The sequence below is a fragment of the Olivibacter sp. SA151 genome, from assembly GCF_054130995.1.
Genome location: NZ_CP096391.1, coordinates 5,658,041 through 5,683,398 on the forward strand (window position 1 = coordinate 5,658,041; position 25,358 = coordinate 5,683,398).

Below are 25,358 nucleotides of genomic sequence, written 5' to 3' on the forward strand. Positions count from 1 at the left end.
CATTAAAAGGTTACCGCCAATCCTGTATTAATAATGCGTGATTGCGGATAATACTGTCCCAATACGTTGGTTGATTCCGGATCATAAGCCTTCATTTTACTGAAGGTTAGCAAATTGAATCCACTTACGTATACCCTCAGGTTACTGATCCCTATTTTTTCGCCGATTGTGGTTGGCAGGGTATAGCCTAATTCCAGATTCTTCAAGCGGATATAGTTAGTGCTTTGCAACCAATAGGTATTGTTATAGGAATAGTATTGATCGCTCCGATCTGTAATGCGTGGATGTTCGCTGCTTGGGTTGTCAACCGTCCACCTGTTTTCGTAAAATTCCAATAAGTAGTTCCCGATGGCCCCCGATTCGTCCGAACCGACCCGGAGTTCACCACCCATAGCACCTTGGAATAAGATAGTCAGGTCGAAGTTTTTATATTGCATACCAATATTCAAACCACCCTGAAAAGTAGGCTGTCTATTCTTATCACGCCGAACACGGTCGTCCGGTGTAATTTTTCCATCTCCGTCAAAATCTTGATACTTCATGTCCCCCGGACGTAAGTTATTGGTAATCGCACTATAATCCAATGTATTAGCCGCAATATCAGCCTCATCGCGGAACACGCCGTCATAAATGTAATATAGTTGAGCATCTGTTACCCTTCCCGTTGTACGCTGCCATTCAGGTGCCCCCGGTGCTTCGTCCCAAAACTTGATTTTGTTTTTGGTATAACCTCCATTGACGTTAATGTTATACTTAAAATCTCCTGCTGCACCATTATAACCAATATTGAACTCCCATCCTTTGTTATCCACTTTTCCGATATTTTCAGCAGGTAGCGTCATACCGGTACTTTGCGGTATCGAAGCATTTCGCTGCCATAAAATGTTCGAACGTTTATTCATAAATACATCAAACTCAAAATTGATCTTACCATCGAGGAGCTGACCGTCCAAACCTAAGTTATAATTATCAGCAACTTCCCATGTTACCATTGTGTTAGGAACACGCGATTCATATAATGATTTAACCAATAAACCATCAACGATATAGGTGCCGTATCCATAGGTTGAGTAATACTGGTATTCTTGCAATCTAGCGTCATCCTCTAAGTATTGCCCTTCTGCGTAGTTATTTTTGAAGTATATATTATCATTACCCATTCGACCCCATGATCCGCGGAGCTTTAAATAGTTGATGAAAGAAATATTCTCTTTCCAGAAATTCTCTTCTGAGATTCGCCAACCTGCGAGAACCCCTGGGAAGAAGCCGAAACGACTGTTTTCGGGGAACATATAAGAGCCATCGTATCGCCATAGAAATTCAGCAATATATTTTTCTTTATAGTTATATCCTACCCTACCAAAATAATTCAGTCTTGCGCGTTTCCAGGCTCCGCCGTTGTTATTCTTTTCGCGCTCTCCACCTGCGATCAGCTGATCAATAGCGGTTGAAATAAAATAACGTCTGTAGGCATTGAAGTTTTCGTTATCGATCGTTTCGCGGTTCACCCCAGCCATTACATTAAAGGTGTGATCACCGAAAGAGCGGTCGTAATTTAAAACACCACCAAGGAGAATGTTTAATTGATCTTCGTTTGCCTGTGTCAAGCGAGGATCGGCAGGGCCACGTCTACCACGCACCAGTTGCGGTGTTACCCCATCGTCTTCATATGCTCCTTGCCAAGTATAAAGATTCCAGGGAGTCTCCCATTTCTTCGATTGCTTGATATATTTATCAATGGCCGCCGTACCTGTAAATTTCAACCCTTCAATCCAAGGGAAGGTAATATCGACCTGGCCATTTGTTTGAAAAAAGTACTGCTTATTATTGTCGTAACCGGTTTGATCGGTTGTGATCACCACGGGATTCTCTCCGTTTTCTATATCAGGACCGGGTAAACCATTTGGCCAAAAGGCAGGCATGGTAGGATTACCACGCATCAACATCCTGAAAATAGTTCCAGCGGACTTGGTTGGGTAATTCCTGTTTTCCTGACGTCCCAATACACCGATTTTCGTTGTCACATACTTACTGATTGTTGCGTCGAGGTTGATCCGCAGATCATATTGCTTATAGCCGGTAGCTGAATTTTTGTAGTAACCATCTTGATTTTGATAACCGATGGACGTTAAATATTTAAAGTTATCAGAACCACCGGTCAACTGTACATTATGTCTTGCCTGAGGCGACCAATTTTTCAGCGTAGCATCGTACCAATCGGTATTGGGATGCCCCCATGGGTCGGACCCATCTTTGAATTTTTCGAAATCTGCCGGAAGAAATGGTGCGGTAAGAACCGATCCGTTGGAGCGCGTGTAGGAGCCTGTTTCTCTAAAGGCGCTGTTTGCTGCCTGCCATTCGTTCACAGGAAGTTTAAAAACCTCCAGTTCATTCCGCATTTCGGCATACTGCGCAGCGTCTGCCAATTCGGGGATCACCGTTGGTTGCGCAAAGCCTTGATTGTAGGTATAAGATAGAAGAGGTCGGCCGGACTTACCTCTTTTGGTTGTTACTAGTATGACCCCGTTAGCAGCACGAGCACCATAAATAGCTGCTGCAGCATCTTTCAACACCGAAATGTTATCTATATCTGCCGGATTCAACCGTTCAATCCCCCCTTGTCTTGCCGGTATACCGTCAATAACAATGAGCGGGCTACTATTTCCCAAGGTATTTGTTCCCCGGATCTTAATGTTAGAACCATCACCTCCCGGCTCGCCGCTGCTTTGAGTTGCGATGACACCAGGCATTCTACCTGCCAATGAATTTGAGACGTTGAGCGAAGGTGACTTGACCAATTCTTCACTTTTTACTGATACGACCGAACCGGTAACGGTTTCTTTCTTTTGTGTTCCATAACCCACCACCACTACCTCGTCGAGATTGGCAATATCGTCCTGAAGGGTGACGGTTATTGATTTGCGGTTATTTACGGGCTCTTCCAGTGTTTTATAGCCCACCATGGTAAAAACCAAGGTAGCATTAGCCGGTACCCCCTCTAAGCTGAATTTCCCGTCGACATCGGTAGTTGTTCCTTTTTGTGAGCCCTTTACCAATACACTTACACCGGGTATTCCCTCGTTGCCTGTCATGGAATTGACTTTTCCGGTGATTGTTGATTGTTGCTTAACGGCCGAGAGATTATCCTTAACTTCCCTCGCTAGCCAATTGGTTTTTGCCAAAGCTTCATAAGGTGCGTGAAATCCCGCCACCAAAAGAGCCCCGCATAATACACGCTTAAAATCACTTCGATTTAAGTTCATAATAGCTGGTTTGTTTATAATGTTAAAAGTCTATAATTGTACTAATCACAATTATTCCGCGCGACTAGTAGAATCATATGTTAGTTTATTGGTTTTTGTAAATTCTAATAAAGTTCTAATTCGGTTGCCGTAAACATAAACAATGATCCTATAGGATGCAAGAAAAAATTAGAAATTGTGTATAAGTTACAATAAGTAGTAAAGAAGTATTTTTACTTATAAAAAAAAGAGAAAGGCCCTGTTCGAGGGATTGGAAAATATCTACAAAAAAAAGCGATTCGTGGATGAATCACTTTTCTGAAAGGAGGGCCTTTGGCTTACATAAGGTGCACCTTAACAATTAATTACTCAAAAACAACCGTTTTATTACCGGTTACAAAGACTCTGTCCTCGATAATCAACGACAGTGCTTTACTTAAAACCGCCTTTTCTATTTCTTTTCCTGCTTTGCGCATATCGTCAGCTGTATACGTATGGTTGACCGGTTTTACGTCTTGTGCAATAATCGGTCCTTCATCCAGATCGTCTGTTACAAAATGGGCCGTAGCACCGATAATTTTTACCCCGCGGGTATATGCTTGCTGATAGGGGTTCGCTCCAATGAAGGCTGGTAAGAAGGAATGATGAATGTTGATGATCTTTCCTTGATAATGCGCGATAAAAACAGGTGATAAAATGCGCATGAACTTGGCTAATACAACATAATCCGGGCTGTAGCTATAAATTGTTTTATGCAGCTCCTTTTCAAATTCATCCTTTGTTTTCCCTTCATGGCTTACAAAGTGATAAGGCACATTAAAACGCTCGGTAAAAGACCGCAAGTGATCGTAATTTCCGATAACGCAACAGACATCGGCACCCAGTGTATTGAAAAAATAGCGCACCAGTGTATCGCCCAAGCAGTGCGGTTCTTTGGTGACCAGTATGGCAAGGCGCTTCTGTTTTGGCGGATTCACCTTTACAGAAGCACCTTTAGGTAGGATCACCAATAACTCCTGCATTAATTTTTCAGGGTCAACGGCCTTTCCCATGCAAACGATGCGCGAAAAAAAACGTTTGGTACTTTCGTCCACATACTCACGCATGGTAGTTATATTCAAACCATATTTTGCTACGACGTGTGCGATGGACGAAACTAAACCGACCGCATCGGTACAGTGAACAAGTATCAGGGTCTGTTCCATTTCGTTAAACCGCTGCCTTCAATTCATCGGCAAGCTTAGCGGCCGCAGCCTCTTCTTCTAAAACATCCTGCTCGATACGTAGGTTGTTCACGATATGTTTTTGCCGATCCGGCGTATTTTTACCCATATAGTATTCAAGCAATTGCTGAATTTTCTGATCTTTGGACAAGATCACAGGATCTAAGCGCATGTCTTTACCAATGAAAAGACCAAACTCATCGGGCGAAATCTCTCCCAATCCTTTGAATCGGGTAATTTCCGGTTTGCCACCTAATTTTATAATCGCTCGTTGACGCTCTTCATCACTATAGCAATAGATCGTTTCCTTTTTGTTTCTCACCCGGAATAAAGGGGTTTGCAAAATAGAAACATGTCCTGCCTTTACCAAATCAGGAAAAAATTGCAGGAAAAAGGTCATTAACAATAGGCGTATGTGCATTCCGTCAACATCTGCATCGGTTGCAATCACAATATTATTGTAGCGGAGACCGTCTATACCATCCTCAATATTCAGGGCATGTTGGAGTAAATTAAACTCTTCGTTCTCATACACCACCTTTTTCGTTAGCCCAAAAGCGTTCAAGGGCTTACCCTTCAAACTAAATACCGCTTGTGTTTGTACGTCCCTGGATTTGGTAATAGAACCACTGGCAGAATCACCTTCGGTTATAAATAAGGTAGTTTCCTGATTACGCTCGTTTTTATCGTCATAGTGAATCTTACAGTCGCGTAACTTTCTATTATGCAGGGAGGCTTTTTTAGCCCGCTCGTTGGCCAATTTCTTGATGCCGGCTATGTCCTTACGTTCCCGTTCAGATTGTAGAATACGCTTCAATAAAGCGTCCGCCGTATCGGGATGTTTGTGCAAGTAATCGTCCAGCGATTTCTTTACAAAGTCGTTAATAAAAGTGCGCACGGTTGGTCCATCGGGGCCGATACTTTGCGATCCGAGTTTGGTTTTCGTTTGCGATTCAAAAACAGGTTCCTGCACTTTGATGGCAATGGCCCCAATTACGGAAGCCCTGATATCCGATGCATCAAATTCCTTTTTATAGAACTCACGTACGGTTTTCACGACAGCCTCTCTGAAGGCAGCCTGATGCGTACCCCCCTGCGTAGTATGCTGCCCATTTACGAAAGAGTAATACTCTTCTCCATATTGTTGCCCATGTGTCAACGCGATCTCAATATCCTCTCCCTTTAAGTGAATAATGGGATAGCGCATACCTTCCACATCAATATTACGCTCTAATAAGTCGCGCAAGCCATTTTCCGAAACAAATTTTTGTCCGTTGAAATTTACCGTCAATCCCGTGTTCAGGAACACGTAATTCCAAATCATATTTTCAACGAACTCGGGCCTATATTTATAGTTTCTAAAGATGCTATCGTCTGGAACAAAGGTGACCGCGGTGCCATTGCGCTGCGTGGTTTCTTTTTCCTCATCTTTCAAGAGTTCTCCTTTGCTGAATTCAGCAATACGCGTACGACCCGCTCGATACGATTGTACGACAAAGGATGAAGAGAGCGCGTTGACTGCTTTCGTACCGACTCCGTTTAGTCCCACCGATTTTTGAAAAGCTTTGCTATCATATTTTCCACCTGTATTGATCTTGGAGACAACATCAACCACACTTCCGATCGGAATACCACGACCGTAATCGCGTACGGAGACTTTTAACTCGCTGACACTTATATCGATTGTTTTTCCCGCCCCCATTACAAATTCATCAATGGAGTTATCAACCACTTCTTTCAAAAGCACATAAATTCCATCATCGTATGCTGATCCATCGCCCAACTTACCGATATACATACCTGGCCGCAACCGGATATGTTCTTTCCAATCGAGCGAGCGTATACTGTCTTCGTTGTAATTTGTCATATTTTAGTTATCAGTTATCCGCAATCAGCCATCAGCTGTATTACTTCATTACTTTATTGACTACTAAATATCAATCGACCATTGGCTAATAATTACATAGCTCACTGGCTAATTGTACCTATCTTCCAAAATCATCTTGCACCCGTACGATATCATCTTCATCCGAAGGATTATCGATATCTGTATGTTGCCATATTTCTGCCAACACACCCCATCCGTCTAAGCCTACCAAACGATGGCGCTCTCCTTTTTCAAGCTTGATGACATCACCGGGATGTTTTGTTTTCACTTCATTCTCTACGTCTGTATCACTTATTACCACACCAACGTCTCCTTTAACAACTTGCCATATCTCCGCACGACGGTGATGGTATTGCCATGACAAACGTTTTTGTGGTGCTACAACTAATATTTTTGGACTTAATTTTCCTGATATTTTTAAGTCTTGCACATTCAGCCCGTTGAAGTATGTATCTGCAAACTGTTGCGCCTGGTTCTCGTCGATCACAAAAAAACCACCCCATGGACGTGTCTGATCCTGTTTATCGATGTGAAAACCCTGTTTTTTAAGTGTTTCTTCTATTTCGGCAAAAATTTCCTGTTTAGCTATGTCTGTCATGGTTCTTATTTTTTGCTAAGATAATGAGTTTTTTTGAATTCAAAGGTTATCTTCCCTACACCCCAGGTTAAGGTTTGCGTCTTAATTCGTTTTGCTCGTATTCGTATTTCAAAAATATTATGCTTGCATAATAAAAAATCAGTAAATTTGGAACAAACCCTAGCATTATGAATTTCGAATTAACTGAAGAACAATTGCTTATCAGAGACGCAGCACGCGATTTTGCTCAAACTGAACTAAAACCCGGTGTAATAGAACGTGATGAAAAACAACAATTTCCAGCAGACCAAGTCAAAAAACTTGGCGAATTAGGTTTTCTTGGGATGATGACAGATCCTGCCTATAATGGGGCAGGACTTGATACAGTCTCTTATGTGCTCGTTATGGAAGAATTGTCTAAAATTGATGCATCGACTTCCGTTGTCGTATCAGTAAACAATTCCCTGGTATGTTACGGCTTAGAGAAATTCGGATCAGAAGAGCAGAAAGAAAAATACCTAAAGCCACTGGCTGCGGGAACACAGATCGGTGCTTTTTGTCTCTCCGAGCCCGAAGCCGGCTCGGATGCCACTTCGCAAAAAACGATTGCGGAAGATAAGGGAGACTACTACCTACTTAACGGAACTAAAAATTGGATTACCAATGGGAGCAACGCTGCTGTGTATCTCGTAATCGCACAAACACACCCCAACCTTGGGCATCGAGGGATCAACGCTTTCATCGTAGAAAAAGATTCCCCTGGATTCACAATTGGGCCCAAGGAAAATAAGCTGGGAATACGGGGCTCAGACACCCATTCCTTACAATTTTCGGATGTCAAAGTACCAAAGGAAAACAGAATTGGAGCAGACGGTTTTGGCTTTAAATTCGCCATGAAAACGTTAGAAGGAGGCCGAATCGGCATAGCAGCGCAGGCATTAGGTATTGCCTCCGGTGCTTACGAGCTAGCGCTCAAATACGCAAAGGAAAGAACAACCTTTGGAAAACCCATTGCCGAGCATCAAGCCATTCAATTCAAGTTGGCAGACATGTATACGCAAATAGAAGCTGCACGTTTGTTGTGCCTGAAGGCCGCATGGCTGAAAGATCAGCATCAACCCTATGCGGAAGCTGCGGCGGTGGCTAAACTTTTTGCCTCTGATACGGCCATGCGCATAACCGTAGAAGCGGTACAGATTCATGGAGGCTATGGTTTTGTAAAGGAATATCATGTTGAGCGGCTCATGCGCGATGCCAAGATAACGCAAATTTATGAGGGCACCTCAGAAATCCAGCGTATGGTGATTGCTCGGTCTATATTAAAAGAGGGCTTTTAGTATCACTTCTAATAATAAGCGAAAGATTAGTATTTTAGCGGCATGGATATTGAACGATATCCGAATGCTTAATAATAATACGATGAATATTGCGCGTTTTCTTTTCCTTAGCTTGTTCACAGCCCTCGCTTTTACAAGTTGCACAGACAAAACAAACCAGCTTACCAACGGTGTGTGGAGAGGTGCTTTACAAACGGATAATTCGGTGGATATCCCCTTCAATTTCGAAATATATGATTCCTTGGGGGTTAAACAAATGGCCTTTTTGAACGGGAAAGAGCGCTTAAATATCAATGAGATAGAAGAAACCGCTGATTCCGTTTTTATAAAGACCCCACTTTATGAAAGTGAGATCAGGGCTGTAAAAACGGCGAATGGATTACAGGGAAAATGGATTAAGTATTTACCAAACAAAACGATTTCCATGCCCTTCATGGCTGAATCCAACCAATCGTTTCGCTTTGTGAAGGAAGAGAATTCAGGGGTCATTAATATGACGGGCAGATGGTCTGTTCAATTTTATAAAAATAATGGCACCGATACGACTTTTGCGGTAGGCGAATTTGAGCAATCCGGCAATCAAGTGAATGGATCGTTTCTTACAACAACTGGAGACTATCGGTTTCTAAGTGGTGTAGTGGATAACAAAACATTTATGGTATCCGCTTTCAGCGGCTCTAGCCCTGTATTATTCACGGGAGATCTAACTGATGGCAGTGATATTATTAAAGGCAAGATGTATGCCGGACCGAGCTCCGTGATGAATTGGTCGGCCAGACGTGACGAAGATGCGATGTTGCCCGATGCTTACAAGATTGCCGGGCTGAAACCCGGAAACGATCGCATAACGTTCAGCTTTCAGGATCTTGACGGCAATAAAGTCTCGTTAAGCGACGATCGTTTTAAAGATAAAGTGGTAGTGGTTCAGTTTTTGGGATCGTGGTGCCCCAATTGTATGGACGAGACCGCTTTTCTAGCACCGTTCTATGAAAAATATAAGAACAAAGGTTTGGAGATTATCGGCTTGGCCTATGAACGTTATAAAGAAATGGACAAGGCCAAAGCAGCTGTTTTGAACTTAAAAAATCGATTCAAAGTGAACTATCCGATCCTCTTAACCGGTTATACAAACGATAAAGGACAAGTGGAAGAAAGTATACCGGCATTGGATAATTTTTCTGCCTTTCCTACCACCATCATCATCAAGAAGGACGGCACGGTTGATAAAATCCACACCGGCTTCAGCGGGCCAGCAACAGGAAAACACTATACCGAGTTCACTCAAGAGTTCGAAAAAGAAATCAATAAACTGTTAGCTGAATAAAGTCGTATATAATGTCAAGAAACTCCCTATTCATTTCTATTACCTGTTTGCTCTTGAGTTGTTGGTCTTGCGCAACAACGAAACATGTCGATATTCCTCCGGTTAATATATACGCCAACGCACCGAACGCGGATGTTTACCACGCTTCTTATCCGCTTAAAATAAGTATAAAGCATACCGACTTAGACCTTCGTTTCGACTGGGAACGGGCGCGCGTATTCGGAAAGGCAACACTTACGCTACAAAGTTATTTTTACCCACAAGATTCGGTCATACTGGATGCCAACGGCTTCGAAGTAAATGCGGTCATGCTGCTGCAAGATGCGGCGAGGAAAAAGTTACCTTTCACCTATGATGGAAAGAAGCTTGCCATTGCCTTGGATAGAAAATATAACCGTGATGAGCTCTTTAAAATATTTATTGAATATACCGCCAATCCCAATCAGTTGGAAGTAGGAAAAGATATTGCTTCGCCCGATGATCGAGGGTTATACTTCATCCAGCCCGATGAACTAGCAGGCATTCCAAGACAACTATGGTCTCAGGGCGAAACCGAATGCAATTCTAATTGGTTCCCGACGATTAACAACACCATGCTCAAAATGACGCAACAAATTGCGCTAACGGTTCCTGATTCGATGATTACCCTATCAAATGGCTTATTAAAGCAATCGAAAAGAAATAACGATGGTACGAGAACCGATATTTGGAAGCAGGAGCTGCCACACGCACCGTACTTAGTAATGATTGCGGCAGGAAACTTTAAAATTGTCAAAGATCAATGGCGCGGAAAGGAGGTGAGCTATTACATGGAACCGAAATACGCGCCATATGCCTCCATGATTTTTGGAAAAACACCTGAAATGCTCGAATTCTATTCGAAAAAATTGGGCGTGGATTATCCCTGGGATAAATATGCTCAGATTGTCGTGCGGAACTTTGTAAGTGGAGCCATGGAGAATACGTCGGCTTCGGTATTCTTTGATCGAATGAATATGACGCCTGCCGAATATAAGGATGAAACGTATGAAGATATTGTTGCCCACGAGTTATTCCATCACTGGTTCGGCGATTTAGTAACCGCTGAATCCTGGGCCAATTTACCACTCAACGAGTCGTTTGCCACCTATGGCGAATACTTATGGCTGGAACACAAGTATGGCAGAGAAGAGGCGGATATGCATGCATTGAATGACGAGCTAGCTTATTTTGCGAAGGACAAAAACAAAGAGCTCGACCTTATTCGATTTAACTATGCGAATCGGGAACAGATGTTTGATGAAGTGTCTTACCAAAAAGGGGGGCGCATTCTTCATATGTTAAGGGAAACCGTTGGCGATGACGCCTTTTTTGCGTCACTTCAACTTTATTTAAAAAAACATGCCTATCAGTCTGTTGAGGTCCATGATTTACGCCAGGCTTTTGAGCAAGTCACAGGACAAGATCTTAATTGGTTTTTTGATCAGTGGTTTTTGGCCGCCGGTCATCCGCTTTTGGAAATAAAAACGCACTATCAAGACAGCACAAAACAGGTGATTGTACAAATTGCTCAAAAGCAGGACTTAGCTAGTATGCCGCTCTATAAACTACCTATTGCGATTGACATCTATGTAGATGGTCATGTTGATCGTCAAACGGTTACACTAACTAAACAGGAGCAAACTTTTCACTTGCCGGCCACTAAAAGTCCACAATTAATTAATTTTGATGCCAAAAAGTGTATCCTTGGGAAGAAAGAGCAAAGTAAATCGCTTGACGAATGGGCTTATCAATACAAACACGCCCCCTTGTTTATGGATCGCTTTGAAGTATTGGAAAACCTGAATGATGTATTGGATAGTGCTAAAGCGAAGGAGATCGTTGTTGCGGCTTTAACCGATAGTGCCTGGATGATACGCTTGATGGCGCTTGGCGCGATTGAAAAATTCACAAAGGACGAGTTAAAGCAGATTTACCCTACCGTAAAAAAAATGGCAACAGCCGACGAACGTTCTTATGTTAGAGCCAGTGCTGTGATGCTGTTACGCACCCTCTTTCAAAACTATGATAATAAAGAGATATTTAAGATAGCATCCCAAGATGATGCACCAAGTGTACAGCAAGCACTTCATATGAAATAATCGAGAGCTAGGCGAGCGTGCCTGTTTTTGTCGCTTGCCGCAAGGCTGCCTGTGCAATGCGTATTTCATGAAATTCTACTTGCCGATCAAGCAGCTCGCGAATTTCGGTAATTGTTTTTTGAGGATATTGCTTCAACAAGGGTATGATAATTTCAAGTTTACGGGTAGACATGAGATCACTCGCCTGCAAATCGGTGCCGATGAAATTTGTTAAATGCGCTATAACGGTACCGGTTGTAAGTCCTCTCAGCGTAGCTACCTCATCAATTGTATGTCCGTTTTTAAAGAGTTTGAGACTAATCTGTTTCGTTTCACCAACGACCGACTTGTTCTTCTTGGGTTGTTGTTCATTTTTTACCTGGAGATGTTGTTGTTGGTGCTTGGCTACCTCATAGATCAAATCTTGTATATTTCTTCCTTCACGAATGGCTTGCGTAATAAACGTGCTTTGCCTGATTTGTTCTTGTTTCCGCCGGTAGGTCAACAATAAGTCTGCCAACTCTTTCTGATATTTTTTATTCTTCTTTTTAACAGCCCATGCATCCATATGTTGTTGAAGGGGGATGATAAGCTCCTCCTCTAAACTTTTAAGGAACCAAGCAGCGGCTTTTTGAGTACGTTCATGAATGAGTTCAATGTTTAAATCATCTAAATGCCGGAATTCTTTATTTAACCAGGCATTAAACTTCTCTGCAACTTCAAATTGCTGATTGCAGGTATAGCATATAGCGTCGATTTTCTTATGTGCAAGGCTCTTATCGGGAATGTTCTTGGTTAGTACATCGTTTTTGAAGGTATTAGTTTCAAGCGCCAAAGTACCCCAGGAAAAAGCTTTGCTAAGATTATTCAAAAGATAGGATTTCTGCTCTTGCAGTAGCACTTCTGCAATCTCATCCTCCGATAAAACACGACTGGAAAAGGCCACGACATGTGGATCCGTATGGATACTTGCCGGCGAAATCTTTGATCGGAGGACCAATCCTTCCAAGCCCGTTAACCGACTTAGCGCAACGTACACCTGCCCGGCGGCAAAGCTGGATCCGGCATCAATAACCGCCTTATCAAAGGTTAGGCCCTGACTTTTATGAATAGTGACGGCCCAAGCTAAACGAATAGGATATTGCTTGAAGGTTCCCAGTGTTTCTTCGCTGATTTTATCGCTTTGCTTATCGTAATTATAACGAAGGTTTTTCCATTCCTCTTGTTCGACCGTGAATAGTTCCTTCTCTCCGGGAAAACGAACTTTTATTTCTCCATGTCGCGCATCAATTTTGTCGACTACGCCAATTTTTCCGTTAAAGTAACGTCGGTCTTCTCCTTTGTCATTTTTTATAAACATAATTTGGGCACCTTCTTTAAGGTACAATCTACCCTCGGTAGGAAAAGAGTTCTCTGAAAAATCACCTTTGATGGCAGCTTCGAAGCAAACAGCGTGCCCCGGTAAGGACTCTAATTTACGTTGATTGATTTGCTCCGCAATATGGTTATGCGAACTCAAAGTAATGAAGGTTTCGCTCGGCGAAGGACTAAAGTCAGGCTTATAATGCGCATTCAACCTATCCAGCTCCTCTCCTGAACAGCAGTTGTTTCGAATATTATTGAGCAGAGAAATAAAACGTGCATCTTTTTGTCGATAAATCTTATTCAGTTCCAACAAAACCGGTGGAGCTTCCTGCATAACATGAGCATCAAAAAAGAAAGGACTTCTGTAATGCTGATATAGCAAGTTTTGCTCATGACTCTTAACCACAGGAGGCAATTGGTACAGATCACCAATGAATAACATTTGAACGCCACCGAAAGGACTTGCATTGCGTCTGGCCCATCTCAAGATTGTATCAATAGCGTCAAGTGTGTCAGCCCGCAACATAGATACTTCATCAATGATTAATAGATCGAGTTCCTGTAAAATGGCTCGTCGTTGTTTAGTGAGTTTTACTTTTCCGAAAAGGCGTTGTTTGTTGTAGATCAAATCGCTCGGATCGCTCCAATCAAGTGTATAATCAGCCAAATACATACCGAAAGGCAAGAAAAAAAGCGAATGGAGTGTGGTTCCGCCCGCATTAATAGCCGCTACACCCGTAGGGGCTACCACGGCAAGCTTCTTATACGTATGTTTTTTTATATACCGAAGGAAGGTGGTTTTTCCCGTCCCCGCTTTGCCGGTTAGAAACACCGGACGATTGGTGTGGTTGATAAAGGAAACGGCTTGCGCGAAGGTGGTATTATGGGCATCGAAATTCGACATGATTGGGTAAATGTTGATGAATGCGGCTTTTAAAATAAGGAAATTTTAGCAACTTACCTAATAGATGGGAATAATAAAGCAAATTCCGTATAGCTACCCAGTGCTGAGCGAACGGTAATTTGGATGCGATGTAAGTCGAATATCTGCTTACTCAAATGCAGTCCGATACCGTGTCCCGGTATGGCCTGGTTCTTCGGACTGCGATAAAACAAGTTAAAGATCTGCGCTAATTCGCTCGGATCTATTCCTGTTCCCCTGTCTTTGATTATCAGCTGTAGATGCTGTTCATGCTCGCTTAATTGTACGAAAACAGGTTGATTGTCTGAAAACTTAAGTGCATTGTCGACCAAGTTGCCTATTGCGATCATTAGCAAGTCGCGATTACCCGACACTTCCAATAGGTGGGGCTTTTGTTCCACTTGATCCAAATCGATGTGTATAAATGCCTCGGGATGGGTAATACTTGTTTTTTCCAGTAGATCCCACAACAATTCATCCACACGGAGGGGGGCAAATGGCACATCGGAAGAAGCTTCCAAGCCCGATAGAAGTAGTAAACCTTCCAAAATAGATTTAATATGAAGGGCATCGACATGTATTGAACCCATCTGTGTCCGGTACTCGTCTGGTGTCCGGGGACGCGATAAGGTGATCTCCAGGTTGCTAATAATCGCTGCCAAAGGTGTTTTCAATTCATGCGAAGCGTGTTTTAGAAAGCTGCGTTGGCTGTCTACCCCCTTTTCCAATCGTTCCAGAAAGCGATTAAACGCTTCGGTTAGTGCGGTAAGCTCGTCTTTCTCTTTTGTGCCTACAGCCAACCGGGCGTGTAAATTCTTCGCCGTAATGGAATTTACGTCATGAATTAGCTGAGAAAAAGGGCGGAATGTTTGCTTCGCCAGTAAGTGCGTAAGCAGGAAGCTTAGGCAAACGCCCAACAATAAGGATATCAAGAGATAGCGTTTTAATTTATCGAGCTGAGCCAACCCCTCCTTATCCGTGTCGGAAGCAACAACAACATAATCCCCCTCATTGTCGCGATAAAAGATACCTGCAAATTGACGTTCATTATCAGTGAAATATAAAACTTTCTTTTGTCGTACATGACCGAGTACTTCATCTGATAGTTGATATTGAAGGGTATCGTACTCGAAGACCATGCGGTTGCTTTTATCGAAGAATCGAATAGATTCTCGGTGAATTTCACGATATCGTTGCTCAATCAGCTCATATTTTTGCGCATTTAGTTCATCCTTCTCCAAATGAAAAAAAGCCGCTGTGAAGGCCCTCGATTGTAATTGTTGAAAAAATGAATGCTTAACATGTTGCCTGAATAGTAGATAGGTCCCCGTAAACGTGATTCCTAAAATAAGCGTAACAATAAGCGTTGAGTTCCAAGCGAGTTTTAACCTCAGCGTCATTCTTCTTTTTGTTTAAGCATGTACCCCCTCCCCTTCACAGTATGGATGAGGGGCGCGGCAAAGCCCTTATCAATTTTATTTCGCAGATAATTAATATATACATCTACCACATTGGTATGCGTATTAAAATGGATATCCCATACCGCTTCTGCAATCTGCGTGCGGGAAACCACTCGTTCTCGATTGTTTAGCAGGAATAGTAAAAGCTTATATTCACGAGGTGAAAGCAGAATATTCTTCCCGGCACGTTTTGCTCCCTGTTCCGCAATATTGACTTCAAGATCTGCGTATTTTTGTACATCCAGAATACCCTTTTCAAAAGATTTTCGTCGTAATTGCGCGTTAATGCGTGCAAGTAGCTCTTCGAAATGAAAAGGCTTTCCGAGGTAATCATCCGCTCCTGCCTGGAGTCCTTTTACCTTTTCCTCCGGATTATCCAAAGCGCTCAAAATAATTAAAGGACTTGTAATTTTTCGTTCGCGAATAGCAGTGCATATCTGGAATCCGGATACGTCGGGAAGCATGATATCCAGTATAATCAGATCAAAGTAAATATCTTGCGTCACTGCCAGGGCTTCGTAGCCGCTCGAAACACATGATACGGAGAAAAGCTGTTCCTCCAATCCCTTTCGAATAAAACTAGCCAAGCGCCTGTCATCTTCTATCAGCAATATTTTTACCATATGCTTCCTTTTGTATAATGCAAAGTAATCACATTGCGAACTTAAATCAAATTAGATTATTCTAATAATAAAGGTTTAGCGATTGCATCATTGAACAGCGAAAAAGTTAGTGGCAGCAAAAAGAGGATCCCTAAGAAGTCATGAAAAATGAGATAAGGGGCAGCCTACTGTCTTGCGCTAAAGCCCTTGGCAAAGATGAAAACTATTTCACCAGTTTATTATTATGGTCCGGAAAAACCAAAATCGGTTCGTGCTTTTTGGCTTCCTCCATAGGGAGTTGGCAATAAGAAATGATAATCACAATGTCGCCTACTTGAACTAAGCGCGCGGCAGCTCCATTCAAACATACAATACCGGAACCACGTTCGCCTTTTATAACATAGGTTTCAAAGCGTGCACCGTTGTTATTATTTACGATCTGCACCTTCTCGTTCGGAATAATATTAGCCGCCTCTATTAAATCTTCATCAATCGTAATGCTACCCACATAGTTGAGTTCTGCCTGAGTAACCTTTACGCGATGAATTTTCGATTTCAACACCTCGATAATCATGGCACAAAGATACGCATTTTGTTATTTAATCTATCACAGATGCACTGCTATTCGGAAATATGATCTATAGATTACCATTAGAGGTGTAGGGTGTGAGGTATAGGGTGTGAGGTAAAAGGTGTAGGGCCATACCTCTGCACCCTTTGCCCTATACTTTGGGTTAGGGGTAAGGCCAATATCCCCTATACCCTTTGCCTTATACCTTAAAAAGCCTTATTTCAACACTATATTATCAATTAAACGGACTCCATCCACCCAAGCGGCCAATATAACCACAAGCGGCCTTAGGTCCTGTTGTTCTCTATCAATTTCCGATAAGTCACTCGAATTACAGATTGCGAAGTATTCCAATTCAACACCTTCCACTTTATCCAGGAAACTCAGTGCTTCCTCCTTTGCCTGTAAGGGGCCTGTGCCCTTTTCAAACGCTTGTTTTATCATGAACAATGCTTTTGATAAAGAAAGTGCTTGTTTTCTACCATTGGATGAGAGTCGTACATTGCGGGAGCTTTTCGCCAATCCATCCGCATCCCTTACGGTATCCACAATTTGCAGGCGCAGCGGTAGATGAAGCTTATCCACCATATACTGAATCACCATACACTGCTGAAAATCTTTCTGTCCAAAAAAGGCGATCGAGGGCTTAACAATATCAAAGAGTTTGTACACCACCTGTGTAACGCCTTGATAATGTCCGGGTCTTTTTGCTCCCTCCCAGATTTTGTCGAGTCGACCCAGATCGAAGAACCAAGGTTCGTCATTCGGTGGATACATCTCTTCCACAGTAGGTAAAAACAGGACATCACAGTTCACCGATTGAAGGAGTGCCACATCCTTTTCGATAGGTCTCGGATACTTTTCCAAATCAGCCGGATCATTAAACTGTGTTGGATTAACAAATATACTACAAACGGTAATATCGGTTGCGCGCTTGGAATGCTCAATCAAAGTTAAATGACCTTCGTGTAAAGCCCCCATGGTAGGCACGAAACCTATTGTTTTATCCTTTGAACCGAACGCTGATAGATGGGCTTTCAGCGCAATTTTTGTAGTAAAGATTTCCAATTTTTTTGTTATTAAAACAAGGAGGTAAAGTTGAACATTTTAAACCTAACTACAAAGGTTTTTTTATAAATCGTTGATATATCATAAGATAATGCGTATATTTGCAGACCGATTTTCATTAGAGCAATTATTTTAATGACTAATAAACTATCAAAAATAGGTTTAGCTGGCTCATACCGGTATGATTCATTGTGTTTGATAGTCTCACATTTCAAAAATTCTAAAATATAATTTATTGGAGATGGCAAAAACGAAGATATTGTACATTACCCACGAGATGTCGCCTTTCCTCGAACTAAGCAAAATTTCTGAGATAACAAGAGAGTTACCCCAGGCCATGCAGGAAAAAGGGTTTGAAATACGGATTTTAATGCCTCGCTTTGGCAATATCAATGAGCGCAGGAACCGTTTACATGAAGTGATCAGGCTTTCGGGGATGAATATTGTAGTGGACAATAACGACAACCCCCTTATTATCAAAGTTGCATCCATCCCAGCTGCCCGTATGCAGGTTTACTTTTTGGATAACGAAGAGTATTTCCAACGTAAACATGTATTTACCGACAAAGAGGGTAAGTTCTTTAAGGATAACGATGAGCGTGCCATCTTTTTTTGTAAAGGGGCATTGGAGACTGTTAAAAAATTGGGATGGTCTCCCGATGTAGTGCATTGTCATGGCTGGATGACGGCTTTGATTCCTGCCTATGTGAAAACGGCCTACAAAGATGATCCAACCTTTAAAGACACAAAAATCATCTATTCGCTGTATGCAGATAAATTTGAGCATGCTTTGCACGAGCGTTTTGCAGATAAAGCACTTACGGGAAACATGCATGCAGAAGATTTATCAAGCTATGATTCATCAGACTATTATGGTTTGTACAATGGCGCACTTCACTATACCGATGCGGTTGTTTTATCCGAAGAAAACATCGATGAAAAACTGTTAAATATTGTTAAAAAGAGCGAAATTCCGATAACTGACTGCAGAAATGATGCAGAATTCGAAAATTATTCCAACCTTTACGAGCAATTTTCCAATGAAGAATTGGAAACTGTGGCTTAGCGAGGAAGGCTGAACTGCAGCAAGGCGGAAGAAATAAGCCCTTGTAACTTTATCTGTATCAGGCAAGCGTTATAATGGTTTTACACAGCTTTATAGAACATATTATTTTATAATGAAGTATTATACTCGAGACTTATTGACGCTGTTAATAAGTCTCTTTATTTTAAGTAGTTGCAAGAATCCGGCGGGAATCGGGTTAGATAACAATCCGGGAGATTCCTTTTATGGCACACTAAATGACACATTAACGCTCAAAACAGTTACACTCCGTGACGATAGTGCACGATCAGTCATAAGGGTTGCCAATAACAACAGTAATATCCCGAGCATCAATATCAATCAGCTTCCATTTGGGTATTACAAGGACCCGGTTTTCGGTGAAACGCAAGCGAACATCGCCCTTGCCATTTTACGACCTGAAAGTGGCGATATACGCCTCCCCCAAAACGCACAGATCGATTCGGCTGTGCTGGTTGTTCGATATGGAAACTCTTTTGTTGGTGATTCACAGTCATCCACCTACCTGCTTAAAGTAAGACAGTTGGATGAGGTGTATAGTCCCAACACGGTCTATTATAGTACGAAAAATTGGAGTGTAAAGAGCGACGATATAGCAAGCACCCAACTGCGCCGGTTCAACCTCAAAGACAGTATCAATGTAATTGTGAGAGGAAGTAACGGCCAAGATAGTACGGTAAAACGCTATCCTGAACTACGTGTACGGCTAAATAACAGTTTTATCGGCAGCCTTTTATCGCATACACTGGATTCAGCCACTGTAAACTCGGAGACCGGATTTTTGAATCATGCAAAAGGTCTTTACTTGACAATTGACAAGAATGCACAGCAAGGTATAGGTGGACTTGCGACTTTAAGTCCGACCAACCCGCAAAGTTCAGATTCGCCGAACTTCATGGAAGTCACCTATCGTGTTACGGATGCAGAGGGTGACACGGACACTTTAACCAAAGTCTTTCCAATCCCGGTTCCTACATCCAGCAGCAGCACCGGCGCTCCTTTTATGTATATGTCAGCCAGCATAAACAGGAGCTTCTCTCCGGTTATCCAAAGCCAACTGGCCAATACCGCTGTTAATCAGACAACTGTTTATGCACAAGCTATGGGTGGCTTGAGGACAAAAGTATCTTTTCCATACATTGACCAGTTAAAAGGAAAGAAAATTGCCGTTAACCGGGCAGAATTGGTCGTTTATGTGGATGACGACAATAGCAATACCGTAAGCACACCGGCACCTCGATTGACGCTATACCGAAAAGACGTTTCAGGCAATAATCAGCCTGTCCCTGACGGCGATTCTCGCTACGCTCCGGATCCGCGTTCTCAATTTGGTGCCCGTACAGCTAGCGGCAATATTGTCGGTATTCACGCACTCGGAGGATTGTACGACAAGGAAAGGAAGCGGTACGTGTTTACGCTTACCTCCTTTATACAAGATGTTATATTAGGCAAGGTGCAGAATTCGGATGTTTATATTGCGCCTGTATCGGAGATCATGACCAACACTATTCCTTTTTGGCCAGACATTACCGCACCTAGCAGTGTTGTTCTAAAAGGCTTTAATCCGGAAGATGCACAAGCTAAAAATGAACTCCGGACCAAATTAAATATTTACTATACCGAACTCGAGTAAGAATTTCATATAAAATGATAGGAAAAGCGACCTTTTGAGTCGCTTTTTTACGTTTTGTAACAAAAGGATCAGCTGCGAGCTAAGTTTTTTAATATGCTCTTCGCCAAAAAATACACCTAGTCCGCCTACATCATAACCGCAACATGGGGTAATGATAATAAGTGCGGCATGGCGCACAGTGGTAATTCTCCATAAGACCAAAAAAACGGGAACATCTTTACAGATCGTTCCCGCATTTTAAATATAAACAATAGAGCTATGTCTTTCTTTTCTAGAAGGTGAAGTTCCCTTGCCTATGGCGTCGCCTTTGAAGATTTTCGCAAACCGCTTTTCACTTTAGCTGATTTGAAACGAGGCATGCCATTGGTATGAATTTCCGGATTACCGACAAGCGTCATGGCACAGCGAAAGCCTACCGTTGCAGAGGACTCATCTTGTTGCATAAATCTTCTCGTTGCCGGATTTAACCAATATGCACGATCATTCCATGAACCGCCCTTATAAACACGCGATTTGTTGTTCACCAAGGTTGTCTTACCATATAAGGAGTCGCTGACTTCATCGTTATACCCTCTCATGTCTGCATTGTATGCACTTACACCGCTATCTTGCGCTGCGGTTTGATTCTGCAATTCTTCCCATGTCTGTTTCCTGGGTGCCTTGGCCATCTCCTTAATTGGTCGGCCATATTTGTCCTTTGCATAAATGCCTTTCTCCGGATCTTCTAATTTTTTGTCCACGTAGACATTGCCCCTGAAGGGGTTAAAATCTTCGAAATCTTCATAGGTCAGCTTACGATACACATCACCCACCCATTCATTCACATTACCGGCCATATTATATAAACCGAAATCGTTCGGCTGATAAGCTGTCACCGGTTTTGTAATATCACCTGCATCGTTTAAGTATCCGGCCGTTCCCATATTGTCACCCGCACCTAACTTAAAGTTAGCCATTATAAGGCCCTGCGTTTTTTTCTTACCTGAACGAACACCTAAACCATCCCAAGGGTAGATCCGATAACCTTCTACATTTCCATAGATGGTATTGCCAATCAGCCCCAAGGCAGCATATTCCCATTCTGCCTCGGTTGGTAATCGATAGGGTTGTTTAAGAAAACCATCCTCCAACCGTACCGGCCTCCGGGCATCTTTTTCTGCGCCCGGGCGTAGGTCTTTCGGCATGTTTTTACCATCTATACCTTCACCTTTGTATTGTCCATTCAAATAAATGTCGGTATTAAAAGGCTGCGCCGTGCTCTCTCCCGCACTTTCGGCCTTACTTTTGTAATCCAATAAGATTCCTTTCGAGCGCAGAATTTCTTCGTTTACACGATCGGTCCGCCATACACAGTAATCGTTAGCCTGCTCCCAAGTAACGCCGACAACAGGATAGTCTTGATAAGCCGGGTGTCGGAGGTAATTATCCACATAGGGTTCGTTATAAGATAGAGGATTACGCCAAACCAGCGTATCAGGCAGCGCGTTATAATATAACTGTCGGTCGTTAGGAAAGTTTTGATTTAGCCAATAAAGATACTCAAGCCAATCGACATTAGCCACTTCCGTTTCATCCATATAAAAGGAAGCAACGGTTACTCTTCTACGCTTATTATCGTTCTCATAGCCCAGATCCTGATCTAGGCTTCCGCCCATCACGAAGGTGCCCCCCTCAATAATAACGAGTCCGGGACCGGGACCGGGCTTCACTTTTCGATTGACCTGAAAACCACCATTATGCGGGTCGTTGTATTTCATTCCCGTTTTTGATGATCGGTCACCCATTCCGCTCTTTTTGCTACAGCTCGAATACATGAGCCCAATACCACAAAGCGCAAGCACAATCAGCGTAAAATTTTTCTTCATAGTTTATGCGAATACACCACCATTCAAAATTAGCACATTAAAACAAAACGGCAACCGACCAACAAATGCTGAATACATGATATAGCCTTTCATCTCTTCCATCAAATAATTTTTTTTATAGCCGGTTTTTGATAAGTTTGGCAAAAAAGGTATCATAAAGCAAATTAAACCGCTTTTTTTTGATATGCTATAAGAAGATCTATCACGCCATAAGTTAGGCAAGGCGAACTCTTTTCAAAATAATGAACAAAATGAACAGACAAGTCTGCCTTATAAAACAAAAACACAAACATGAAAATAAAAGTAGGCTTCGGCTTCGACGTCCATCAATTAAAAGAAAATCATCCCTTTATTCTGGGAGGAGAAAAGATCGATCATCATGCAGGCGCTTTCGGACATTCGGATGCAGACGTGTTGGTACATGCGATTTGTGACGCCATATTGGGTGCAGCGAATTTGGAGGATATTGGTTATCATTTTCCGAACACAGATGCTAAATGGAAGGGCATCAGTAGTTTAATTCTGTTGGAAGAGTGTATTAAATTATTAAAAAACAAAGGATGGGAACTTAGTAATATAGATGCCATGTTGTGTCTTGAGGCACCGAAGATAAAGCCTTACATCCCGGCTATGAAGGCACATATATCCAACGCTAGCGGCTTAGATGTAGAGGATATTTCCATCAAGGCCACAACCAATGAAACAATGGGATTTATCGGACGCAAAGAAGGGGTAGTGGCCTATGCCGTATGTTTGATCCAAAAACTATAAATCCTGACATCTATTTAAGAGGCACTATTTTGTTTGTTCCGGCATGTTGGAAAAATCCATACCGCATTTACAGTTGGAACCGCAGGTGCCTCCCTTTTTTGGTTTTAGATTGTTATACAACATGCGACCGAGGTAAAAAGCGGCCGCGGCAAACAATAATAAAACAACTATCGACTGTATATCCATAATACAAATATAACCAAAATACCTTTCACAATCAAGCAACTAGCTTGCTATACGAAGTGGACAAAGACGAAAAAACCGTCAAAAATAAAAGCAATCCAAGCGCTTAATTTTTCAAATGGAATAATTACCTTTGCGCAAAATTTTCCCTTTAGTTCTTTGATACTCAAAGCGCAGATGAGAAATTGATAAATTGCATAAAGCAATTTATCCCCAAATTTGAGATATACATACTTGGATGCAACAAATTAGAAACATTGCGATTATTGCACACGTTGACCATGGAAAAACGACTCTGGTTGACAAAATTTTACATTACACTAAACTGTTTCGTGACAACGAACAAACAGGCGAGCTTATTCTGGACAATAACGACCTGGAACGTGAGCGAGGTATTACCATCGTTTCCAAAAACGTTTCGGTGCGTTATAAGGACGTCAAAATAAATATTATTGATACCCCGGGCCACGCAGACTTTGGAGGAGAAGTAGAGCGTGTGTTAAAAATGGCTGACGGGGTTATTCTCCTAGTAGACGCCTTTGAAGGGCCGATGCCTCAAACTCGTTTTGTAACGCAAAAAGCCCTTGGCTTAGGTCTAAAGCCTATTGTTGTCGTTAACAAAGTAGACAAAGAAAACTGTCGTCCTGAAGAGGTGTACGAGCAGGTCTTTGAACTTTTCTTTAACTTGGATGCCACAGAAGAACAATTGGATTTCCCTGTACTTTACGGATCCTCTAAAATGGGATGGATGTCTAAAGACTGGAAGCAACCGACAGAAGATTTCACGGATCTATTGGATGCAATTCTTGAACATATACCTGCTGCCCCCTACAACGAAGGTACTTTACAGATGCAAATCACCTCATTAGACTATTCATCCTTTGTAGGACGTATTGCTGTTGGTCGTGTAGCTAGAGGTACTATAAAAGAAAATCAACCGGTGTCTTTGGTAAAGCGTGATGGCAAAGTGATGAAATCCCGTGTCAAAGAGCTGTATACTTTTGAAGGCCTTGGAAAGGTGAAAGTACAGGAAGTCCCTTCGGGCGATATTTGTGCTGTAGTAGGAATTGAGGGTTTCGAAATTGGTGATACCATTGCCGATTTTGAAAATCCGGAGCAGTTGGAGGTTATACACATCGATGAGCCTACGATGAACATGTTGTTCACAATTAACAACTCACCGTTCTTCGGCAAAGAGGGCAAATTTGTAACATCGCGTCACTTGCATGACCGCTTACAAAAAGAAATGGAGAAAAATCTCGCATTAAAGGTGCTTCCTACCGACTCGGCAGATGCATTCTTAGTTTATGGAAGAGGTATTCTTCATTTATCTGTCTTGATAGAAACCATGCGCCGCGAGGGCTACGAATTACAGGTGGGCCAGCCACAAGTTATCTTAAAAGAGATTGACGGTGTAAAATGCGAACCTATTGAGACCTTAGTAGTAGATGTACCGGCTGAGGTATCAGGTAAAGTGATCGAATTGGTAACGCAGCGTAAAGGTGAGTTACTTGTGATGGAAACAAAAGGTGATATGCAACATCTAGAGTTTGAAATTCCCTCAAGAGGTATTATCGGCTTAAGAAACAATGTATTAACCGCTACTGCCGGTGAAGCGGTTATGGCGCATCGCATAAAAGACTACCAACCTTGGAAAGGCCCGATCCCGGGTCGTTTGGCAGGCGTACTTGTTTCGATGGAAAAAGGACAAACAACTGCTTACTCGATCGATAAATTACAGGATAGAGGTCACTTCTTTGTGGATCCCGGCGTAGACATTTATGAAGGTCAGATTGTAGGTGAGCACAGCCGGGACAATGATCTAGTTGTCAATATTGTAAAGGGGAAACAGTTAACCAACATGCGCGCATCGGGCAGTGACGATAACGTCCGTATTGCTCCGGCGATCAAATTTTCGTTGGAAGAAGCGATGGAATATATCCAAGCAGATGAATACATTGAAGTGACGCCTCAGAATATTCGTCTAAGAAAGATTTATCTGACTGAGAACGAGCGTAAGATAAACGCGAAGAAATTCCAGTAATCTTTATACTTTTAAAAAAACAGGGTGACTTTCGAGCCACCCTGTTTTTTTATGGAATAACCTGTATCGCTTTGTAAATTTTATTATTATTGCATTAAAC

18 protein-coding genes are annotated in these 25,358 nt (G+C 42.3%); 7 read left to right on the forward strand and 11 right to left on the reverse strand.

Annotated elements, in window-relative coordinates; all coding sequences use genetic code 11:
• Positions 1-2 precede the first annotated feature (2 nt).
• The 4 genes from M1D52_RS23060 to M1D52_RS23075 all read right to left on the reverse strand — a co-directional run bounded on the left by M1D52_RS23060 (position 3) and on the right by M1D52_RS23075 (position 6,951).
• A complete protein-coding gene (locus M1D52_RS23060; protein ID WP_013664936.1) occupies positions 3-3,263 on the reverse strand; it encodes a SusC/RagA family TonB-linked outer membrane protein in 3,261 nt (1,086 codons plus the stop codon).
• A gap of 344 nt (positions 3,264-3,607) precedes the next feature.
• Entirely contained in the window at positions 3,608-4,447 is an 840-nt protein-coding gene (gene purU, locus M1D52_RS23065; RefSeq protein ID WP_013664935.1) for a formyltetrahydrofolate deformylase, read from the reverse strand.
• Between the two features lie 4 nt (positions 4,448-4,451).
• Positions 4,452-6,332, reverse strand: coding sequence for a DNA topoisomerase IV subunit B (locus M1D52_RS23070; protein WP_013664934.1), 1,881 nt, complete (start codon positions 6,330-6,332; stop codon positions 4,452-4,454).
• Between the two features lie 118 nt (positions 6,333-6,450).
• Complete coding sequence (locus tag M1D52_RS23075) at positions 6,451-6,951, reverse strand: cupin domain-containing protein (protein WP_013664933.1); 501 nt, start codon at positions 6,949-6,951, stop codon at positions 6,451-6,453.
• A 167-nt stretch (positions 6,952-7,118) separates the two neighbouring features.
• Here M1D52_RS23075 and M1D52_RS23080 point away from each other — a divergent pair, with 167 nt between their 5' ends.
• From M1D52_RS23080 to M1D52_RS23090, 3 genes are all read left to right on the forward strand, one after another.
• Positions 7,119-8,267, forward strand: a complete 1,149-nt coding sequence (locus M1D52_RS23080; protein ID WP_130854449.1) for an acyl-CoA dehydrogenase — start codon at positions 7,119-7,121, stop codon at positions 8,265-8,267.
• A gap of 64 nt (positions 8,268-8,331) precedes the next feature.
• Complete coding sequence (locus tag M1D52_RS23085; protein WP_457941593.1) at positions 8,332-9,591, forward strand: peroxiredoxin family protein; 1,260 nt, start codon at positions 8,332-8,334, stop codon at positions 9,589-9,591.
• 11 nt (positions 9,592-9,602) lie between these two features.
• Positions 9,603-11,711 carry a M1 family aminopeptidase gene (locus M1D52_RS23090; protein WP_437393697.1) on the forward strand — a complete coding sequence of 703 codons (2,109 nt, stop codon included), beginning with the start codon at positions 9,603-9,605 and terminating at the stop codon, positions 11,709-11,711.
• A 7-nt stretch (positions 11,712-11,718) separates the two neighbouring features.
• Here M1D52_RS23090 and M1D52_RS23095 read toward each other — a convergent pair whose 3' ends face one another.
• The 5 genes from M1D52_RS23095 to panC form a co-directional block, all read right to left on the reverse strand.
• The gene (locus M1D52_RS23095; protein WP_437393699.1) at positions 11,719-13,959 is read right to left on the reverse strand and encodes a helix-turn-helix domain-containing protein; all 2,241 of its coding nucleotides are present in this window, start codon (positions 13,957-13,959) and stop codon (positions 11,719-11,721) included.
• Between the two features lie 53 nt (positions 13,960-14,012).
• A complete protein-coding gene (locus tag M1D52_RS23100; RefSeq protein ID WP_437393701.1) occupies positions 14,013-15,377 on the reverse strand; it encodes a HAMP domain-containing sensor histidine kinase in 1,365 nt (454 codons plus the stop codon).
• Positions 15,374-16,060, reverse strand: coding sequence for a response regulator transcription factor (locus M1D52_RS23105; RefSeq protein ID WP_013664927.1), 687 nt, complete (start codon positions 16,058-16,060; stop codon positions 15,374-15,376). Before M1D52_RS23105 ends, M1D52_RS23100 begins: the two co-directional genes overlap by 4 nt.
• Positions 16,061-16,262: 202 nt before the next feature.
• Positions 16,263-16,613, reverse strand: coding sequence for an aspartate 1-decarboxylase (gene panD / locus M1D52_RS23110; RefSeq protein WP_013664926.1), 351 nt, complete (start codon positions 16,611-16,613; stop codon positions 16,263-16,265).
• Positions 16,614-16,826: 213 nt separating this feature from the next.
• Positions 16,827-17,678 carry a pantoate--beta-alanine ligase gene (gene panC / locus M1D52_RS23115; protein WP_437393702.1) on the reverse strand — a complete coding sequence of 284 codons (852 nt, stop codon included), beginning with the start codon at positions 17,676-17,678 and terminating at the stop codon, positions 16,827-16,829.
• Between the two features lie 241 nt (positions 17,679-17,919).
• Here panC and M1D52_RS23120 point away from each other — a divergent pair, with 241 nt between their 5' ends.
• Together M1D52_RS23120 and M1D52_RS23125 are read left to right on the forward strand one after the other, a co-directional pair.
• Positions 17,920-18,744, forward strand: coding sequence for a glycogen/starch synthase (locus M1D52_RS23120; protein WP_013664924.1), 825 nt, complete (start codon positions 17,920-17,922; stop codon positions 18,742-18,744).
• Positions 18,745-18,856: 112 nt separating this feature from the next.
• Entirely contained in the window at positions 18,857-20,395 is a 1,539-nt protein-coding gene (locus M1D52_RS23125; protein WP_437366023.1) for a DUF4270 family protein, read from the forward strand.
• A gap of 293 nt (positions 20,396-20,688) precedes the next feature.
• On the opposite strand, the gene M1D52_RS23130 is transcribed toward M1D52_RS23125, so the two are convergent.
• On the reverse strand, positions 20,689-22,260 hold the full coding sequence (locus M1D52_RS23130; RefSeq protein WP_013664922.1) for an SUMF1/EgtB/PvdO family nonheme iron enzyme: 1,572 nt from the start codon (positions 22,258-22,260) through the stop codon (positions 20,689-20,691).
• A 291-nt stretch (positions 22,261-22,551) separates the two neighbouring features.
• Between M1D52_RS23130 and ispF the strand changes: the two genes are divergently transcribed.
• A complete protein-coding gene (gene ispF / locus M1D52_RS23135; RefSeq protein ID WP_013664920.1) occupies positions 22,552-23,031 on the forward strand; it encodes a 2-C-methyl-D-erythritol 2,4-cyclodiphosphate synthase in 480 nt (159 codons plus the stop codon).
• A 24-nt stretch (positions 23,032-23,055) separates the two neighbouring features.
• Here the strand turns inward: ispF and M1D52_RS23140 are convergent, their stop codons facing one another.
• Positions 23,056-23,217, reverse strand: coding sequence for a FeoB-associated Cys-rich membrane protein (locus tag M1D52_RS23140; RefSeq protein WP_083812281.1), 162 nt, complete (start codon positions 23,215-23,217; stop codon positions 23,056-23,058).
• A gap of 235 nt (positions 23,218-23,452) precedes the next feature.
• On the opposite strand from M1D52_RS23140, the gene typA reads away from it, so the two are divergent.
• Entirely contained in the window at positions 23,453-25,258 is a 1,806-nt protein-coding gene (typA, locus tag M1D52_RS23145) for a translational GTPase TypA (RefSeq protein WP_013664919.1), read from the forward strand.
• Positions 25,259-25,358 lie beyond the last annotated feature (100 nt).